The organism is Mycobacterium sp. (genome assembly GCF_052145595.1).
Taxonomy (GTDB): Bacteria; Actinomycetota; Actinomycetes; order Mycobacteriales; family Mycobacteriaceae; genus Mycobacterium.
On sequence record NZ_JBKQOI010000080.1, the window covers coordinates 25,113 to 43,945 of the forward strand.

Consider the following 18,833-nt stretch of genomic DNA (forward strand, 5'->3'; position numbering starts at 1 on the left):
GATGACGAATGCCGCGGTGGTCACGCCCGTGCCCGGAAAGCCACTTCTGCTGTTGGGCGCCTTTGACATTGGCGACCTGGGCTATGCCGCCGAGGAGTTCTTCATCTCCGGAACGGCCTTGTCCTACAGCCCTGCCGGCGAGCTGAGCCCGGACGGCCGGTGGACTGTAACTCCCTCCGGCTCAGCCGATTACACGACCCGGATCGTGGTGTTGACGCCCGTCGATCGGGACCGCTTCAACGGGACGGTGTTCGTCGAATGGCTCAATGTGAGCGGCGGCATCGACGCTCCGGCGTTGTGGATGATGGCGCACCGCGAGATACTTCGCGCGGGCTACGCCTACGTCGCGGTCTCGGCCCAGCGGGTTGGGGTGGAGGGCGGTGTGAGCCTGCTCGGCGTGGACATGTCGCTCAAGAGCCAGGGTCCGACACGGTATGCACCCCTGCGCCATCCGGGCGACGCCTTCTCCTACGATATCTTTTCCCAGATCGGCGCGCTTCTCAGGAACGCCAGCGGCGTTCTGCACGGGCTCCCCGTACAACACGTCGTCGCCGTGGGCGAGTCGCAATCCGCTATGTTCCTGACGACCTACATCAACGCCGTTGATCCGCTCACCGAGGTCTACGACGGCTTCCTGGTGCATTCCCGATTCGCGTCTGCCGCACCATTGGACAACAGCTCCATATTTGAAGAACAGCGGACCAGCATCCCGGAAGCGGTCAACTTCCGTCTCGCGCTGCGCGTCCCGCTCATCACGATCATCACCGAAACCGACCTGTTCGGCGGCGTGCGATATGGCTATTACTTCGCCAGACAGCCTGACAATCAATGGCTGCGGGTGTGGGAGATTCCCGGCGCCGCTCATGCCGACAACTACACGATCCAAGTGGCGCCGATCGACAACGGCTCCGCGCCGCTCGATGACATCGTGGCGGCCTACGCGCCGACCAACATGCTGATGGGTCGGCAATTAGGGCACTGCATCAACTTCGCCCCACAACACCATTACGTGCTACAGGCCGCGCTGGCCGCACTGAACAAGTGGGTCGCAACCGGCGAGCCGGCGCCCAGCGCCGCACCCATAATGCTGCGCGAAAGCGGTCCGCCGCAGCCCATTTTGGATTCCAACGGCCTCGCCCAGGACGGCGTCAGGACCCCATGGGTGGACGTGCCGATTGCCCGGACGTCCGGTCTCGGCAGCGAAGAAAACATCATGTCGGAGATCTTCGGCTCCGGCGAACTCTTCGATGCCGCCACTTTGCGCCGGCTCTACCCTGGCGGGACCGAGGAATACCTGGAAAGTTTCACCGCGGCGCTCGACGGGGCGATCCACTCCGGGTTCATCCTGCCGGCCGATCGCGCGGAGATCCTCCAGCTCGCCGCCGCCACATACCCCGACGACCGGTCTTAGAACAGTCGGCTGTCCGGTGACGGGCCCCGCACCGGGCGGACCAGGCCGGCCCCGGTGATCAACGGCAGGTCCAGTGCGGACAGCAGGCCGGGCCGGGCCGGGCACACCGCAGGGATGGCGCTGACCATCCGCGATGCGCCGGCCATGCGCGCACCCAGATCATGGTCGTGGTCCTCGGCCATCTCGAATTCGCACCGCATGGTCGGGGAGCCCTCGATCTCGACGCGATATACACCACGGCCGGAGGCCAAGCCGTAGCCCAGGTCCTTGGGCTCGATCGAGATGTGCGGCTGCGGCCAGTCGGGGGCGATGTCGTCGCGCATCCGCGTCACGTGGTCGACGACGAAGGTCGCCTTCCCGCCCACGTAACCGGTCAACGTCGAGCGCATCGCCGCGATCGTCCCGGCGGCGATGTGCCCGGTGGGCGTGTCGAAGGATTCGCCGGCGGGGACGCGTTCGACGCCCTCCTCGATGTCGTCGATCTTGACGCCCAGTCCGGCGGCGAGCTGATGCAGGACCGGACCCCAGCCAAAGGTGAACACTCCGGGTGTGGCCGCGAGCGGCGTGAACTCCGGCGGCTTGCCGAAGCCGAGGATTTCGTACACCGCGGCCTTGTCCGGGTAGGTGGCGTAGTTGAACATCTCGGTCACCCGTACCGACTCGATAACCCGCGAGACGCCTGTAAGCACCAGCGGCAAAACGTCATTGGCGAATCCGGAGTCGATGCCCGTGGTGAAGAACGGCACCCCGCCGGACAGTGCGGCCCGGCGCAGCGGATCCGTGAACGCGTAGCGTCCCGGTCCTGGGGCGTCCGGAAACACCCGTGGCACCACCGAGCACGACACCACGTTCTTTCCGGCCCGCAGGATCGACACCATGTCCTCGATGGCCTCGAACGGGCGCAGGTTGGCGCCGGCGGCATACACCACGACGTCGGCATCGCCGGTCAGCATCGGCGCCGGGTCCTGCGTGGCCACCACCCCGACCGGCGCGATCCCGCACAGCTCTCCCGCGTCGCGACCGGCCTTGGCGTCGCTGTGCACGACGACATCGACCAGTTGCAGTTCCGGGTGGTCGATCACCCCGCGCAGGGCGATCACCCCCATGGAACCCGGCCCCCAGACCCCCACCTTGAACACGCGCTCTCCTATTATTAGGACATCTATGCTGGCATTTTGGAGGGAATCGTAGGGAGCCGACCGTGGATACGTCAATGGCCGAGTCTGCCGCCAAGTCACCGCCCACCGGCCGTGTCATGGATGTGCTTACCACGCTGGCGCATTCACCAAACGGACGGACATCGGCCGAGCTGGCGAGGCTCTGCGGGATCAGCACCTCGACCTGCGCCCTGGTGCTGGCCGAACTGGAACGACGCGCCTGGGTGGCGCGCCGCGAAGACCGCCGCTACGTGCTGGGCAGCGGCTTGTTCGGTCTGGTCCACGGCCTGCGGATACAGTTCCCGTTGCTGGACCGGGGGCGCCATGCGCTGCGCTTCCTGCACGACACGCTCGGCGCGGGCTGCTCGATGTCCAGGATCGGCGACCGGCACCTGACGACCGTGGATGCGGTCGGCCACGGCACCGACGGCGAGCATGCCGTCGGCCAGCGCTTCCCCATCGATCCGCCGTTCGGCCTGGTCGCAATGGCCTGGCGCGACGAGAGTTTCGTCCAGGCCTGGCTGCATCGCGTGACGCCGCGGCTGACCCGCGCCGAAATCGCCACGCATCAGCGGGTACTCGACGATATCCGAGCCCGCGGCTACGGCGCATGGCGTTTCGACGAAACCCACCAACCGCTGCACAACCGGCTGGCCGACGTGCTGGCATCGCTGGAGCCGACCGCGCAGGTGAGCCGCCAGCTCACCACCCTGATGACGATGGTGACACTGCAGTCCGTCACCGACGTACTCGAAAAGGAGTTGGCTGCAACGGAATTCGTCGTGCTCCCGATTTTCGGGCAGGACGGCCAGCCGGACTACCAAATCGAGATCCACCTGGGCCACTCAGCCGGACTGACCCTATCCGAACTTGACGCCGCGCTGCGGCACGCGCAGGGGCTGCTCACAGCACTATCCTGAAAGCCATGCCTGCCACCGTGGAGATTCGCCGTGCCGCCGACCGGGCGGTCACCACGACATCCTGGCTGAAATCCCGGCATTCGTTCTCGTTCGGCGATCACTACGATCCCGACAACACGAATCACGGGCTGCTGCTGGTGAACAACGACGACCTGGTCGAACCGGATGCCGGTTTTAATACCCACGCGCACCGGGACATGGAGATCGTGACCTGGGTGCTGGACGGGGAACTGACGCATCAGGATTCCACCGGCAATCGCGGAGTGATCTATCCCGGCCTGGCCCAACGCATGTCGGCGGGCAGCGGAATCCTGCACTCGGAGAAAAATGATTCCGCCACGGAGCCCGTGCATTTCGTGCAGATGTGGGTGGTCCCGGACGAGACCGCGATCCCCCCGAGCTACCAGCAGCACGAGATTGGTTCTGACCTGTTGAGCGGTGCTCTGGTGACCATCGCCTCGGGCATACCCGGGCGTGACGCGGTCATCACTTTGCACAACCGCAATGCCGCGCTGCACGGCACGCGCTTGCGGCCCGGCGACGCGGTGAGCCTGCCTCCGGCGCCCTACCTGCACCTGTTCGCCGCGCGCGGCCGGGTCACGTGCGAGGGGATCGGTGAGCTCGAACAGGGCGACGCGGTCCGCTTCACCGACGCCGACGGCCAGCGGGTGACGGCGAGCGAGCCGTCCGAACTGCTGATCTGGGAGATGCACGCAACGCTGGGCGTTTGAAGCCATTTAGACACCACTTAGAGTGGGCACGACAGACAGGAGCCCGCATGTCTCAATCCCAGCCGCGGCACGCCGCGCCGGACCCGAAGCACAACATAAAAGCGATTCGGACCGTGCGGTTCTGGGCGGCGCCGATCGTCGTCACATTGGCCCTGATGTCGGCACTCGCGGCGCTGTACCTCGGGGGGATCTTGAACCCGACGACCAACCTGCGGCATTTCCCGATCGCCGTGGTGAATGAGGATGCCGGACCGGCGGGCGCACAGATCGTCGACGGCCTGGTCGCGGGCTTGGACAAGGACAGGTTCGACATCCGCGTGGTTTCCCATGACGAGGCCCGGAAGATGCTGGACAGGGCCCAGGTGTACGGCGAGGCGGTGATTCCGCCGACTTTTTCATCGATGCTGCGCGAGTACGGCGCGACCGCGGTCACGCCCGAACATGCGGACCGGCCGTCGATCACCGTCTCAACAAACCCGCGGGCGGGCACGCTGGGTTCCAGCATCGCGGGCGCAACGCTGACTCAGGCTATGGCCGTCGTCAATAGCAAAGTGGGCCAACGACTTACGGCCGAAGTGGCGGCTCAGACCGGTGGCGCACCGCTGACCGGGGCGTCGCAGTTGGCGATTGCCAGTCCCATCGACATCAAGTCGACCGTGTACAACCCGCTGCCGAACGGCACCGGAAACGGGCTGTCGGCCTTCTACTATTCGCTCTTGCTGCTGTTGGCGGGATTTACCGGCAGCATCGTGGTCAGCATGCTGGTGGACTTGATGCTCGGTTATGTGCCGGCCGAATTCGGCCCGGTGTATCGCTTCGCCGAGCAGGTCCGCATCTCACGATTCCAGACGTTGCTGGTCAAGTGGGGACTGATAGTGGTGCTGGCGCTACTCATCTCGGCGGTCTACATAGCGATAGCCGACGGGCTCGGCATGCCCATTACGCTGGGCTGGCAATTGTGGCTCTACGGGGTATTCGCGATCGTTGCGGTGGGCGTCACGTCCAGCTCGCTGATCGCGGTGCTGGGCTCGATGGGTCTGCTCGTCAGCATGTTGATCTTCGTGATCCTGGGGCTACCGTCCGCGGGCGCCACGGTCCCGCTGGAGGCTGTTCCGCCGTTCTTTCGCTGGCTGGCCGAATTCGAGCCGATGCACCAGGTGTTCCTTGGCGTGCGGTCGTTGGTGTATCTGAATGGCCACGCCGCCGCCGGCCTGTCGCAGGCGTTGGTGATGACGGCGGTCGGCCTGGTCATCGGCCTGCTGCTCGGGGGCATCACCACGCACATCTACGACCGCAAGGGCTTTCACCGGATCCAGGGGGCGGCCGAGCTGGCGATCGCCACGGAACACCAAGCGCAACACCAGGCCTTCGTGAACAAACTCGAAAGTGAAAGCGAAAGTCCAAGCGAGCAAACGTAATTCCAGCGCGGCCTAAGCGTCATTGTCCTGTTATCAAAGTTGACAGCGTGACTCTTGTGGCTAATGCTGTTGATGTTGCGTCGGCCTGCCGGAAGGGCTATCGTGCTGTCCCCTACTGCCAGCTTGCGCAGGCTGGCGGCCTGCTGCACGGCCGTGGCCGCATGCGTCATGCTCGCGACCAGCACCGGACAGCCCGTCGCGCACGCCGCCGACGGACGGGATCTGCTGGCCAACGCCATCAACACCACCCAGGGTTCCTACCTGGTCTACAACTTCGGGCCCGGCCACCCCGCGCCGATGCTGAACGCCGCCGGCAGCTGGTATGAGACGGACAACGGCGGCCACCTGATGATCATCAAGAATGCGGCGGGACGGCTCGCACCGCACCTGCTGGTAGACACCCATCAAGGCGATGAGGCGCGCTGCGAAAACAATCCCGGGGCCCGCACCAGCGAGGGACTGTGGCAAGCATCGGAGATCTACCCGCCGCTGCAGGCGTGGCAGCGGATGGGGCAACCGACAATCGCGATCAACGCCAACTTCTTTGATGTGCGGCCGCAGAAGGGCGGTTCGTGGCGCCAGACCGGCTGCAGTTCACCGCTGGGCGCTTTCGTCGACAACACCCACGGCCAGGGCCGGGCCAACCAGGCGGTCACCGGCACGGTCGCCTACCCCGGCAAGCAAGGCCTCTCCGGCGGAGGCGAGAGCTGGAGTGCGCTGACGACGATGATCATGCCGTCGGGTAGCGCGCCGTATGTGTTGCGGCCCAAGGGCAGACAAGATTATGACGTCGCCACCCCGGTGGTCCAGGACTTGCTCAACAGGAACGAGAAGTTCGTCGCGGTCTCGGGTATCGGGCTGTTGTCCCCCGGCAACACCGGACAGCTCAACGACGGCGGTCCCAGCGCGGCCCGAACGGCCCTGGCCTACGTGAAACAAAGGGACGAGATGTACGTCTTCGAGGGCGGCAGCTACACCCCCGACAACATCCAGGACCTGTTCCGCGGCCTGGGCAGCGATACCGCGGTCCTGCTCGACGGCGGTGGGTCTTCGGCGATTGTGCTGCGCCGTGACACCGGGGGCATGTGGGCCGGTGCCGGCTCGCCCAGGGGGTCGTGCGACACCCGGCAGGTTCTTTGCGATTCGCATGAGCGGGGCCTGCCCAGCTGGCTGGCCTTCAATTAGCTTTGACTACCGGTTCTTTCGTTTCAGGTGGCCCGTATCGGAAGATCAGCAGGCTTAGCGCTACCACCGCCGCCGTGAGCACGAACACCGGAGCCACGACGAATCGTGACATTGTCGCGCCGACGATCGCTCCGCTGCACATCGTGAGAACAACGCCCAGGCGCAGTTTTTGGCGGGCGCCCGTGCCACCGGCCAGTCGGCTGTCCACTCCGATGCCGACGATGGTCGACGTCAAGACCGTGGTGGACAGCTCTTGGATCCCGAACTGGCGAGCGGTCGAATGCTGCAGGCCGAAAGTCATTGCGAGGAAGCCGATCATGATGAGCTTGGTGTTGTCTTGGTAGCGGAGCACACCCGTGCCCGCCAGGATCGACAACGCCACCAAGAGGACGATCTCGATTGCGAATACCGTGGTGAGCCATCGCCGGGTCCGGTCACCGAAGTGCCGCATGAGCCGGCCGCCGAGGATGGTCGCGGTGACGAAGGTGGGCAGGGCCACCACCACAGCGGTCAGGTCGATGTTCGACTTCGGGGCGAGCCAGAAGCCGAGGAAGATCACGTTGCCGGTCATGTTGGCCACGAACACGTGGCCAAGAACCAGGATGCTGATCGAGTCGGCCAAACCGGTGGCAAAGGTCAGCAACAGCAATGCGACGACGGTCAATCGCTCGGATACCGGCGACGTAACGGCCATGGGATGCGCTTAAACGTGCGGCGTCAGATCCAGTGAGGTAATCGTCGTCATCCTGGTCACCAGCCAGCGGCCGTTGGTGCGCTTCATGAACAGCCGGTAGGACAGATATTTCAGTGACGGAATGTTCTTGGTCAGCGGACTGGTGGACGTGGTGTTGGTGTATACGATGACGACGGCATCCGGATCGTCCAGCGATTCGACGGCTGCACCGGTGACTTCGGTGGTGTTGGTTACCTTGGCCTGCTTGTTAGGGGCCACGATCGCGTCGACGAATTTGCGGTACTGCGCCTCGAAATCGCCGGTGAGGTAGGCCGCCGCGCGATCAGCGAGGGTATCCATGTTCTCCGGCGTGTAGGTCCACAGCGTCGTAATCGCGTTGGCCGCGGTCCGCGCCACTTTCAGCTTGGTCGCGGCGGTGGCGCGATCGGCCAAGTATGGCTGGACCGCCGCGCCCGCGAATGCCGCAGAACCAACGAATAACACAGCAGCCACCGCGACGGCGATGGCGAGTCGCTTGCCGGCCAGCAGCCTGCGCCGGGGGCGCCCGTCTTTGGCGTCCGTCGAGCTCGCTTCGGCCACAGGGGCCTCAGAGGCCCCCGCGTTGCCGCCCTTCTGTTCCGTTGCGTCTCCGTCGACCTCGTCGGACGCAACCTCGGCGGATTCGGTTGCGGCTTGTGTTGCTGCAGAGGCGCTTTCGTCGGGCACAGGAGTGTCATCGGTTTTGGATTCTTCGGTTGCCTCTGCGGCCGCGTTGGCGGTCAGATCACCTGCAGCAGGTTGCTTATCTTCCACCGATTCCCTTCCTGCGTAACGGTTGCCGTCCAACGATTTGTGTTCTCGAATACCTGTTTTTCATCCGGCGACTTGGAGGTGACCGCGGTAGCCACCATCACATTGACGCTGCCATCGTCGTTCCACCGTTCCACGGCCGCGTCGAGGACGGTGCCAGTGGCTGGTTCTGCTCGGGCGACCTGGAGGAGGATCTGGTTTGCCTTCTCTTGGTACTGCTTGGCGAAATCACCGGTCGCTTGGGCCAATATCCGCGTTACATAGTCGTTGGCGTGATAGGGGTCAATGGAGGTGAACTTTGTCATGAAACCTGAGACGTAGCTCAGAACCTCGCGGTTTTTCGAGGCCGCACGCTCAGCAGATCCATGGCAGATCAGCATCCAGGCGGATCCCGTGATTGCCGCTGCCATCAGCATGGCGGCAACCACGCTAGCGATCACCAATCCCCACGGTCGCCGCGGCCTCACCGGGGGCGCGACGAGCAGTGGTCCTTCGCCGGGTTGAAACTTGCGTCGGGGACTCATTTTCCGTTCCCTGGCGGCTTCGGTTTGGTCACTACGGTGAGGTCGTCAACGCGCCAATGGCTATCCCCGTCTTTGGCGAAAGTCGCCCGGACGGTTGCGCTGATGTACCGTTCGTCGGGCGCTGCGCCTCGCCGACCCTGCATGAATACCAGCATCGTCGCCCGATCCGGTGTCGCCGATTCGATTGAGCTGTCGATCACCCAGTATTCATTGATGACCGGGGTGCCCTTTTGCACTACGTCCTGCTGAGCCGCCAGCTGGCCGCGATATTTGTCGGTAGCCAGCGACTGGGCGCGTGCGAAATCGTCGCGCAACGTTTTTGGGTCGTACGTCAGCATCTGTGCGACGATCTTCGGCCCCTGCACCCTGATCTGTGCGACTGTTTCATCGGTCGCCCGCTCACCGGAGTACACCACCGCATAGCTCACGGCGGCACCTCCCAGGCACACCCCCGCTGCGAGCAGCACCGCGACCGCGGTCCAGCGCCGTATGTTGGGTAGCCGCTCGTCCGGTTCGACGCGTCGCACCTCGGTGCGCAGCAGCATGTCGGCGAAAGTGCGGCGTCGAGGATCCCACAGTGGCCACAGCCATCCCACCACCGATGCGGTGTCGAGAAGGTGGGCAAGGTCCCGCAGCAGCAGCCACCACGGCCCGGTGGCTACGCCATCGCGCCGTACCACCGCTATTCCGAAGAGCGCGCGTCCCAAGCTCCGACCAGTGACCGTCGGCACCAGCAACCGATTCACCAGCATCAACAGGATGGCTAACCCGCCGACCGAGACACACACCCACCACCACGCGCCGCGCGCCGGCACCGTGAAAGACACCAATCCCAGCGTCGTTGCTATGGCGATAGCCGGAAGGACGTCTACAGCGAATGCGCCAACGCGAAGATGCCATGGTGCCAAGGCACCCTGCGGTGACTCTTGGACGGCCGCCTTGGTTTGAGCCTGCGTCTGAGTCTCCTCGACCACCACCGTCACTTCGTCACCTGGTCGAGTTTGGAAATTTTGTACTGACCATCAGCGAAGGCCATTTTTACCCGCAGCCGGTATCCGGTTTCGTTTTGCGTCTTATCGGTGGACGCCTTGACGCGCATAGCGACGAGCACATCGACCGAACCGTCGTTGTTGTTGCGCTCTACGGCAGCCCGCACGTCGGATACCTGGACGTGTACGTTCGCGGCCTGATAGGCCTGAAGGAGCATGCCGGTGTACATCAGCGCCTGGGAACGGAAAGTATCCGTGCCACAGTCGATGATCTTCTGTTCATTCGCGGTCATCGCGTTGGTGTCGGGTGCCTGGGTCGCCGAAACACAATCCACCGCCGCCTTGAGCGCCGCGGCGTCGTTGCGCGCTATTGCTTGACTTTCGTGGTGAAAACGCAGCGCCAAATAGCCGCCGGCTCCGATTGCGGCGGCAAGCAGGACAAGCGCCGCTGCGATACCGGCCAGCCACCCCCGACCCAGCCGCGACGAACCGCGTTCTACGCCCGTATCTCCAGCGTCGGCTTCGCCCTCGGATTCTTCCGAAACCTCGGTCGTCTCCTCGGTGCTGATCTGGTCGGCTTCGCCCTCGGATTCTTCCGAATCCTCGGTCGTGGCCTCGGTGCTGATCTGGTCGGCCTCGCCCTCCGATTCTGACGAATCCTCGGTCGTGGCATCGGTGCTGATCTGGTCGGCCTCGCCCTCGGATTCCTGGCGAATCCTCCGCCCTGGTCTCCGGGAGAGCCTTCGCAGACGACGAACAATCGGCATCGGTGGGGGGTTCAGCCGGCTGGCGCCAGCATCTCCTTCCATCCGTCGTCTCCTGTTTTCGTCGAGTTTTCGACGGAGTATTTAACACCGTCGGGCCCTACCAGTTCATCGCTCTGAGGACTGTATACCGCCGTGGGAGGCCCGATCGGAGTGTAGACACACGGGTTGGGCTGCTGGCCGTTGCACTGCACGGTACCCATTCCCGGCCGTGACGGGAGGTCACTGACCGGCGGGGGCGTCCCCGAAACTCGGTCCGAGGGCGCCGGGTTCAGGCCGCTGTTGACCGACGGCGCCGGGATCACCATGCCCGGCCTGACCGACTGATCGCAGCGAGCCGCAGGCGCTGGGCAGGTAAGGATCTGATTCGGGTCGCCGTACCAGGGGTTGGTCCCCGTCGGAACGTATGGCTTGGGGTCGCGGCACTCCCGCGGCGTGGCCGCCCGCTTGCCGGGGACGTCGACACACGGAATGTTGCGCGATCCGCGCACACTATTGGCCGGCCAGTCCATCGGAATCTTGCAGTATGTGCCGCTGGGCAACGGCGCCAGGCTGGTGTCCGCCGGAGACCGCCACTCGGATGCCGGAATGAAGCCGGTGAGACACGGCGGCGGCTGGTTGATCGAAAACGCCAGGTCGAGTGGGGCCGAGTCCGGGAACGGCGCGGCCGCCGCCTGCGCGACCGCACCACCCTGCGGCAGGAACACCAGCACTTGCTCTACGCCGGTGTGGTAGCGCTTGAGCAGGTCGAACACCACCTCGAGATTCGCCAACGTCTGCGGAAGCGACTCTCGGACATCGCTGAATACCTCGTTGACCTGATCGGCTGTCGGCGCCGCTTGGGTCAGGATGCTTCTCACGTGCTGGTCGTTTGCCGCGGTCTGCGCGGCCAGCGTGTTCAAGTTGCGCGCCCAGCGCTCGATTGCATCACTCGAGTTGACTTGGCTATTCAGGACCGGTCCGGAGTGCTGGATGATGTCGTTGATGTCGGTGATGTTGGTCTTGAAGTCACCAACAATCGCCTGGGTCGAGTCGACCAGCCGTTGCAGGGCGGGACCCAACCCGCCGACGGACTGTGCCGTCTCGTCCAGCAGCGAGCTGATCTTGTCCTTGGGCAACGCGGCCAGCCCTCGGTCAGCGGTGTCCAGCGCCGGCCCGATCTCGCTGGGCACGGTCCCCTTGGTAATGGTTTGTCCGGATGAAAGGTACTTGCCAGGGGTCCCGGTCGACACCAGGTCGAGATACTGCTCACCGACTGCTGATACCGAGTGCACGTTCGCTATCGCGTCGATTGGGATTTTGTAGCGGCTGTCGATGCTCATGGTCGCCTCGGCGCCCTGTTCGGTCGGCTCGACGTCGGTGACCTTGCCGATGGTGATACCGCGATAGGTCACGTTGGCCGTCGGATACAGGCCGCCCGATGCCGGTAGCTCAGCCTTAAGCGTGTACTGACCGATACCTGCCAGGCTTGGAAGCCGCAGGTAATACACACCCAGCACAAGCAGCGAGATCACCGTCAGGATCCCGAACAGTATCAGCTGGCGTCTGATGAAGGGAGTCAGCATTGGCTAGTGTCCGCCCTTTCCACCAGCGGTCCGCCGGGCGCGTCATTCGGGTTGGGCGTGTAGCGGACGTCGGGGATCATCGTCTCGGGGTCTCGCCCAAAGGACTGCTCGAGCGCGCGCAGACTCCCGGACAATCCCGTACCGGTCAGAAACGCGTTATCGATTGCACTGTAGGTCACGTCGATCATCAGCGACACGTTGAAATAGTCACCGCGGAACATCTTCGGAATGGTTTCGATGTCATACGGCTGGGTGAGGATCAACTTCAGCGCGGTGATTAGATCCGGCGAACCACGGCCGAGCTCCCTGAACGGGCATTGCAGCGATTGCAGGTCGGTGTGCAGGGGCCCGCGCGCTTCCGACAGGTACTGGTCGGCGGCCTGGCTGAGCCGTCCCACCGCATCGACGGCGTCGATCAAATGCTGTTGATAGTCCTTATTCGCGAAATACTTGATCAGCGGCGGGATGTCGGTCAGCACGCGATCCAGGACGTCGGACCGCCCACCCACATAAACCAGCAGCCGGTTGGTGGAGTCGATGGCGTGGGTGATGTCGTCGCGCTGCTGGTTGAGCTGGTTGGTGAAGGTGTCCAGCTTGCCGAGGAAGGCCCGGATCTGTTCCCCTCGCCCGTTGAAGATGTTGTAGACCTCGTTCTGCAGCACTTCCAAGTTGGGGATGCCGCCACCGCGCAGGATCAGGGAGAGACTGGCCAGGGTTTGCTCGGTAGTCGGATACGCCGACGAGTTCTTCAGCGGAATGGTGTCGCCGTCTTTGAGCAGCTCCGGCGACGAGTTCGGCGGGGCGGCCAGCTGCACATGCTGAGAACCCAGCAGACTGGTCTGGCCGATCTTGGCGGTGGCGTTCCTCGGGAGCTTGACTTTCTTGTCGATGCCCAGCGTCAGGGTGGCGATCCAGTTCTTCAAGTTGATGGCCCTTATCGAACCGACGAAGACGTCGGCGACCATCACCTTGCTGTTGCCGTTGATCGCCAGCGTGTCCGGCACCTGCACATAGACGGTGTAGGACCCCGCCCCGGTGCCCGGACCGCCCGGAATCGCCACATTAGAGATTCCGCGCCATCCGCACGAGCTGAGCACCAGCGCGGCCACCAGCAACGCCAGCCCCTGCCAGGCCCGCCGGCGGATCAGCCGAAGCCCGTTCACTGGCCCGCTCCTGCCGCAACGGGCGCCGGCGTCGGGGCGACGGGTCCCGGGATCACCTCAGGGCCTGGCGGCGGCGGCGGTATAGGCACCTGCGGAGGCCTCTGGCCGATAACCGGCGCTATCGGGTTCTCGTCGTAGGCGTTCGGCGGTCCCGGTGGGGTCTGCAGGTTTGACTGAACGGGCGCGATGTTGGGGCCGCCCATCAGTTCAGCCAGCGATTCGGGGGTCATCAGGCCCGCCGTGATGGGCCCCACCTGCTGTCCTTGCATGCCCGGGGCGACAATCCAGCCCGGTTGGGTGTTGCGGTGCGACAACGGCGTATCCGGCACCCAGATCCCCGGGACGGTGGTGTCCTTGTACCCGTTGGGCGGCTGCAGCCGCGGCTCGGTGTAGGCGACCTCCTTGGGCAGCGTCTCGGCGGTGGTGGCCACGTTCAAGCTGAACGGCGGGTAGTTGAACTTGATCGCATCAAGGACCGGCGCCAGATATTGCGCACAAAGTTCGGCGGAGTCTTGATACCCGAGCCGGCTGCCTGCCTGAATCGAGCCGCAGATGAACTGCAGCGGGTTCGCGAAGGTGAGGGACGGAATGCCGATAACGGCACCGTGCGTCGGGTGGTAAATCACGTTGAGATTCGCGAAGGCCGTCGGAGCGACGTGCAGGGCGGTCTCCAACCCATTCAGGGGTTCAGGTTGAAGCAGCGTGTTCGTTAAGTCGGCCAGGTTGTTGACGTCGTGAGTCAGCACCTCGCGGTTCTTGTCCAGCCACGGGCGCAGGGTGGTCAGCAGGCTATCGAACTGTTGTATCGCACTGGCGAGCTCGGTGTCGGAATGGGTGAGCCGCGTGGTGAAGTCCGCCAGGTTCTGGTTAAGCGCAACAAACTGCTGGTCGTCCTGATGCAGCGCGTTGACGAAAAGCGCCAGGCTGCGCACCACCGCAAAGAAGTCGCCACGACCCTCGTTCAACGTGGTCAACGCCCGCGAAAGGCTGTCCAGCGTGGTGTTGATCTGCTTGCCCTTGCCGGCCAGCCCGTCAGCGTACGATTCGATGACCTCACCGAACGGCCCCTTCGGGTGTTCTGGTGTCGGGCCGAGTTTGTTGATGATGTTGGTGACGCTGTTGCGCAGCTCGTCCCACTCCACCGGCACCTGTGTGCGCTCCTCCGGGATCACCGCGTCGTCGGCAATCACCGGGCCACCTTTGTAGGGCGGCTCCAACTGGATGGCGCGCGAGGCCACCAACGTGGGGTTGAGGATGACCGCGGAGGCATTGGCGGGAACCTTGTATTTGTTCAGGTAGTGGAACGTCACCTTCATCTTGTCGCCGACTGGCTCGATCTTGTCGATGGCGCCCACCCGCAAGCCCATGATCTGGACCTTGTCCCCCGCATAGAGCGCGTTCGCAACGGGGAAGTAGGCAACCACGGTGTTGTTCGTCAGCTTCTGGTAAAGCCGCCAGCCGACGAATGCGACAACGAGGGCCAAGATCACCAGCAGCGACCCGATGATCACCGACGCCCGTGACCACTTCGGCAGCCGCAGGTTGCGGATATCAAAGATGGTGCTCAATTCTGGCTACCTCCCGTGACGCCGCTACCTCCCGTTCCACCCGGGTTGATGAACGGTGCCGGCAGCTGCTGCCCGGGCCCGGGCGGCGCCGGTGGACCCGGCGGTAGCCCCGGCGCGAACGTCGACGGTGGCGGCGTCGGGCCGGCCGGTGCCAGTTGCTCGGTGCGCGCGCCCGGCGGTGCTTCCGTCGGCAGCGGCACCGGCGTGCCCGGAACGTTCGGAGCCGGCTGACCCGGCCGCCCCGCGATCGGGATGCCCGGCGTGGGCGGCAGACCGTCGGGGTTCGGCGGCGACGTCGCGACATCGACCGGCGCCGGGAAACTGGGGCCACCGAACGGGCCTACGATCGCGCCCGCGCAGGGCAGCGGATTCCACGGCCGCGGCAGCCCCTCATCCCCCAAGGTGACATTGCCACCTGGATTCGCCGGAGTGTAGGAGCATGGCGATCCGGGCGGCACGGCCGGTCCCGGATGATCCGGGGTGCCCTCCAACACGGGCGGCGCCGGCGGCGGCGCGCCGTTGGGGAACCGGGTGCCGTTGGGGTCGGGCCAGCGGAACTCGGGCAGGCCGGCGCTGCGCCAGAAGTTCTCCGGGTCGATGCCGCGCTTCTTGAACGCCGCATCGACAAATGGCTGGCTGATCTGATACAGGCCAAACAAGTTGTGCGTGACCGTCTTGAAGAACGGTCCCGATGCGATGGACTCATTCAGCGACGGGAGGAACTTGCCAACGTCGTCTAGCGACTGAGCCAGGTCGTTTTTGCGCTCGACCAGGATGTCGCTGAGCGTGCGCAACTGTTCCAGCACGTGATTCAGGTTCGGGTTGTCGTTGATCAGTCCCTTCACCTGCTCGGAGAACGCAGAGACGTTCCCCAACAACGCGTCGATGGCCTGCCCGCGCTCGTTGAATGCGGCCAGCAGCGTCTTCGCGTTGACCAACAACCGGTCGACCTGCTGGCTGCGGTCACCGAGGACGCTGGCCACCTGGTTGGCCTGGGCAAGCAGATGCTTGATCTCCTCGTCACGCTTGCCGATCGTGTCGGAGAACCTGGCCACACCGTCCAGAGCGGCGCTTAGGTGCGGGTAAGTCTGATCGATGGTCTGGGACAACACCTGCAGCGACTGCTTCACGGTGTCGATATCCCAGCCCGTGGCGGCCTTGGTGGCGTCGAAGAACGCGTCGTAGATCTGGTAGGGAGTAGTGCTTTGGCCCAGCGGTAAAGTGGCCCCGGGCCGTAGCGGCTGATTGCCCCGCGGCTCGATCTCGAGGACCTTCTTACCCAGGATGGTGTCGGTACGGATCGCCAGCCGGCTCTCGGTGCCGATGGTGTTGGTGCCGATCGAGAACTTGATCGAAATGTGGTCACCGTCGATCGACAGGCCCTCGACCCTGCCGGCGTCCATGCCGGAAATGCGCACCTTGTCGTTCTTGTTGAGTCCGCCGGAATCGGTGAACTGCCCGTAGTAGCTGGGCCTGGCGAACAACATCGGGACGCTGGTAAAACTTTGACCCACGCCGATGACGAGCAGGGTCACCAGGATGCCCATGAGCCCGATGCGCAGCCGATTGGGAGGTTCCAGCGTTCTCATTGCGGCGTGCACCTACCCGTCGGCTGCGAGAAAAGCCGGACCGTGCGGATGGGGCCACCAGGCTGCAGCCCGTTGAGCTTGATCGTGAGGTCGCACAGGTAGAAGTTCACGAAGTCTCCATAGGAGCCGATGGAGCGCCCGACCAGGTTGAACGCGGTCGGCAGCTTGTGGAGAAAGTCGTTCAGGTCATCACGCTGATCGATGAGCGGCTGCTGAACCCCGTCCAGGTAGTTGATTGTCTTGTGCAGCAGGCCGCGGTCTTCGGCCAGCAGATCGGCCACCGTTCCGGCGGCATTGCTGATGTGCGCCGTCCCGCCCGCCAGCTGGTCACCGTGGTTCTTCAACCCGGTAACCAGCACCTCCAGGTTGTTGACGGTCTGATCGAATTCCTTGCGATGCCGAACCGTAGTGTCCAAGACGATGTTCAGGTTCTTGACCACCTCGCCGATCGCCCGGTCACGCTCGGCGAGCTGCGCGGTCAACTGCGCGGTTTGGTCGAGGATGTCGTTGATGGTGCCGCCCTGGCCCTGGAACACGGTGACGATGGCCGACGCGATGGTGTTGACCTTCTGCGGGTCGAGCGCCCGAAACAGCGGCTTGAAACCACCAATCAGTGCGTCGAGGTCAAGCGCCGGCGACGTTCGCGCCAACGGGATGAAACCGCCCGGCGGCAGGACCCGGTCAGCGCCATCGCCCTCGCCGCGCTTGAGCTCCAGGTAGCGGTTGCCGATCAGGTCGAGGTAACGGATCTGTGCGGTCGTCGACTGATACAGCGGCACCGAGCGGTCGACGTTGAAATCCACCCGCACGCGCTTGCCGCCGTCGATCAGCCGTACAGACTTGACCTTGCCGATCTCCACCCCCGAGGCGCGGACGAATTGGCCCGGCCGCAGCCCGCTGATGTTGCTGAACTCGGCGGAGTAGGCATTGGTGCGGTCAAAACGCATCTGACCGAACACCACGATGATCATCACGGTGAACAGCAACAGCACCAACGAGAAGATGCCGAGTCTGACAAGAGTTCCGGTGATTTTCATGGGTTGATCGTGTTATCCCCTACCTGACGGCCCCAGACGTACTCGCTCACGTAGGGCGAACCGGTGTCTAGGTGGTTATACGGCGCGAGGCTATTGCCGGTGTCCGCCACCAACGTGGGTGCGGGCCACAGATCATGGGTGATTTTCTGCCAGCAGCCCGGCGCACCACCGGGTCCACCGCGAGCGTTGACCCGCGGCAGATTCTCCGGCCAGATATAGGGATTCGGCGCCCCACCGATCAGTCCGGCTAGCCCGAGTGGCGCTGCGAGTCCCATTGTGGCCACTCCGAGCCCGAGGGTGCTTACCAACGCTAGGGGGTTCAGCGTAAGTCCCAACCCCGATAGCGCCTCGGTCTCGGTTTTTAGCGAATAGCCGTTGCCGCCCTGGAATGTTCGGATCGTGGGTTCGACGTCGTGAAGGTTGCGGAGCATGCAGTACGTCTCCGGACTGTAGGTGTCCAGCAGCTGGGCGGTGGGCACCAGGTCGGCGGCTCCACGCGCAAAATACGGCCCACCCCGCGCGAAGATATCCGCGCCGGTGTTGCCGAACCCGGCCGCCGATAACAACGCTTGGTCCAAATCTTTTTGCTGCTGGTTGATCGTGCGCGACGTGATCACCGCATTGTTGAGGAAGTCGAACAAATCCGGCGCGGCGTTCGCGTAGGTGTCGCCCAGCGCCGCCAACTGCTGGATGTTGTAACGCGCCTGCGGCAGCTGCGGGTTGACATCATCGAGGATCGCGTTGCCGTTGACGATCGATTGTCCGAACTTGTCGCCCAACCCGGCCAGCGCTTGCGCGGCTGCGCTCAACGTCAGGTTCAGCTTGACCGGATCCACCTTCTCCGCGATCGAGGTGATGGTCTGGAACAACGTGTTGATCTCCGTCGTCACCGACCTGGCGTCGATCACGGTCTGCGGCGTGATCCTTTGCGGCGACGGGTTTTGCGGCGCCGTCAAGGACACGTACTTACCGCCGAACACCGTGGTCGCCTTGATATCGGCATTCACATTGGCCGGTATCAACTTGAGGTAGCGCGGATACACGTCCAAGCCGAATTTGGCCGCCGGCTTTCCGTCACGCGTGATCGCCGAGATGTCGGCCACCCGGCCGATCTGCACCCCGTTGTAGGTGATCTTCGCGCCGGGATCCATCACCAATCCAGCACGCGAGGCCAGCATCGTCAGCCTGGTCTTCGGTGTGAAGTCCCCCCTGAACTGCCCGTATACCAGCGCGAGCATCACGACACTGACGATCAGCAATGCGATCCCGGCCAACTTGTACGGCGGGTTCCGGGGGGCGTTGATCTTTCCGCCAGGCGACGTCATGGCG

The 18,833-nt window shown here is 64.2% G+C and carries 17 protein-coding genes; 5 read left to right on the top strand and 12 right to left on the bottom strand.

What is annotated here, in order from left to right; genetic code table 11:
• Position 1: 1 nt before the first annotated feature.
• The gene (locus tag ACLP4W_RS06185) at positions 2–1,411 is read left to right on the top strand and encodes an alpha/beta hydrolase domain-containing protein (protein ID WP_442385137.1); all 1,410 of its coding nucleotides are present in this window, start codon (positions 2–4) and stop codon (positions 1,409–1,411) included.
• Here the strand turns inward: ACLP4W_RS06185 and ACLP4W_RS06190 are convergent.
• Positions 1,408–2,550: an NAD(P)H-dependent amine dehydrogenase family protein gene (locus ACLP4W_RS06190; RefSeq protein WP_442385139.1), complete on the bottom strand. Its 1,143-nt coding sequence runs from the start codon at positions 2,548–2,550 to the stop codon at positions 1,408–1,410. The two genes, ACLP4W_RS06185 and ACLP4W_RS06190, sit on opposite strands and share 4 nt — an antisense overlap.
• A gap of 116 nt (positions 2,551–2,666) precedes the next feature.
• Between ACLP4W_RS06190 and ACLP4W_RS06195 the strand changes: the two genes are divergently transcribed.
• The 4 genes from ACLP4W_RS06195 to ACLP4W_RS06210 all read left to right on the top strand — a co-directional run bounded on the left by ACLP4W_RS06195 (position 2,667) and on the right by ACLP4W_RS06210 (position 6,822).
• Entirely contained in the window at positions 2,667–3,488 is an 822-nt protein-coding gene (locus tag ACLP4W_RS06195) for a MarR family transcriptional regulator (protein ID WP_442385216.1), read from the top strand.
• A 5-nt stretch (positions 3,489–3,493) separates the two neighbouring features.
• Positions 3,494–4,219, top strand: a complete 726-nt coding sequence (locus ACLP4W_RS06200; protein ID WP_442385141.1) for a pirin family protein — start codon at positions 3,494–3,496, stop codon at positions 4,217–4,219.
• Positions 4,220–4,266: 47 nt separating this feature from the next.
• A complete protein-coding gene (locus ACLP4W_RS06205; protein WP_442385143.1) occupies positions 4,267–5,637 on the top strand; it encodes a YhgE/Pip domain-containing protein in 1,371 nt (456 codons plus the stop codon).
• Between the two features lie 72 nt (positions 5,638–5,709).
• The gene (locus ACLP4W_RS06210) at positions 5,710–6,822 is read left to right on the top strand and encodes a phosphodiester glycosidase family protein (protein WP_442385145.1); all 1,113 of its coding nucleotides are present in this window, start codon (positions 5,710–5,712) and stop codon (positions 6,820–6,822) included.
• On the opposite strand, the gene ACLP4W_RS06215 is transcribed toward ACLP4W_RS06210, so the two are convergent.
• From ACLP4W_RS06215 to ACLP4W_RS06265, 11 genes are read right to left on the bottom strand one after another with little or no spacing between them, the layout of a single operon-like run.
• Positions 6,815–7,516, bottom strand: coding sequence for a YoaK family protein (locus ACLP4W_RS06215; protein WP_442385147.1), 702 nt, complete (start codon positions 7,514–7,516; stop codon positions 6,815–6,817). The genes ACLP4W_RS06210 and ACLP4W_RS06215 overlap by 8 nt on opposite strands.
• Before the next feature lie 9 nt (positions 7,517–7,525).
• Positions 7,526–8,308, bottom strand: a complete 783-nt coding sequence (locus ACLP4W_RS06220) for a mammalian cell entry protein (protein ID WP_442385149.1) — start codon at positions 8,306–8,308, stop codon at positions 7,526–7,528.
• The gene (locus ACLP4W_RS06225; protein WP_442385151.1) at positions 8,275–8,829 is read right to left on the bottom strand and encodes a mammalian cell entry protein; all 555 of its coding nucleotides are present in this window, start codon (positions 8,827–8,829) and stop codon (positions 8,275–8,277) included. Before ACLP4W_RS06225 ends, ACLP4W_RS06220 begins: the two co-directional genes overlap by 34 nt.
• The gene (locus tag ACLP4W_RS06230) at positions 8,826–9,812 is read right to left on the bottom strand and encodes an RDD family protein (protein ID WP_442385153.1); all 987 of its coding nucleotides are present in this window, start codon (positions 9,810–9,812) and stop codon (positions 8,826–8,828) included. Before ACLP4W_RS06230 ends, ACLP4W_RS06225 begins: the two co-directional genes overlap by 4 nt.
• Positions 9,809–10,627: an Mce protein gene (locus tag ACLP4W_RS06235; RefSeq protein WP_442385155.1), complete on the bottom strand. Its 819-nt coding sequence runs from the start codon at positions 10,625–10,627 to the stop codon at positions 9,809–9,811. Before ACLP4W_RS06235 ends, ACLP4W_RS06230 begins: the two co-directional genes overlap by 4 nt.
• Positions 10,597–12,147, bottom strand: a complete 1,551-nt coding sequence (locus ACLP4W_RS06240; RefSeq protein ID WP_442385157.1) for an MCE family protein — start codon at positions 12,145–12,147, stop codon at positions 10,597–10,599. The genes ACLP4W_RS06235 and ACLP4W_RS06240 overlap by 31 nt, the downstream gene beginning before the upstream one ends.
• Entirely contained in the window at positions 12,141–13,310 is a 1,170-nt protein-coding gene (locus tag ACLP4W_RS06245; protein ID WP_442385159.1) for a virulence factor Mce family protein, read from the bottom strand. The genes ACLP4W_RS06240 and ACLP4W_RS06245 overlap by 7 nt, the downstream gene beginning before the upstream one ends.
• Positions 13,307–14,878 carry a virulence factor Mce family protein gene (locus tag ACLP4W_RS06250; protein ID WP_442385161.1) on the bottom strand — a complete coding sequence of 524 codons (1,572 nt, stop codon included), beginning with the start codon at positions 14,876–14,878 and terminating at the stop codon, positions 13,307–13,309. The genes ACLP4W_RS06245 and ACLP4W_RS06250 overlap by 4 nt, the downstream gene beginning before the upstream one ends.
• Entirely contained in the window at positions 14,875–16,467 is a 1,593-nt protein-coding gene (locus ACLP4W_RS06255) for an MCE family protein (protein ID WP_442385163.1), read from the bottom strand. Before ACLP4W_RS06255 ends, ACLP4W_RS06250 begins: the two co-directional genes overlap by 4 nt.
• Positions 16,464–17,504 (bottom strand): virulence factor Mce family protein, encoded by a 1,041-nt coding sequence (locus ACLP4W_RS06260; protein ID WP_442385165.1) that lies wholly within the window; start codon positions 17,502–17,504, stop codon positions 16,464–16,466. The genes ACLP4W_RS06255 and ACLP4W_RS06260 overlap by 4 nt, the downstream gene beginning before the upstream one ends.
• Positions 17,501–18,829 carry an MCE family protein gene (locus ACLP4W_RS06265; RefSeq protein ID WP_442385167.1) on the bottom strand — a complete coding sequence of 443 codons (1,329 nt, stop codon included), beginning with the start codon at positions 18,827–18,829 and terminating at the stop codon, positions 17,501–17,503. The genes ACLP4W_RS06260 and ACLP4W_RS06265 overlap by 4 nt, the downstream gene beginning before the upstream one ends.
• Positions 18,830–18,833 lie beyond the last annotated feature (4 nt).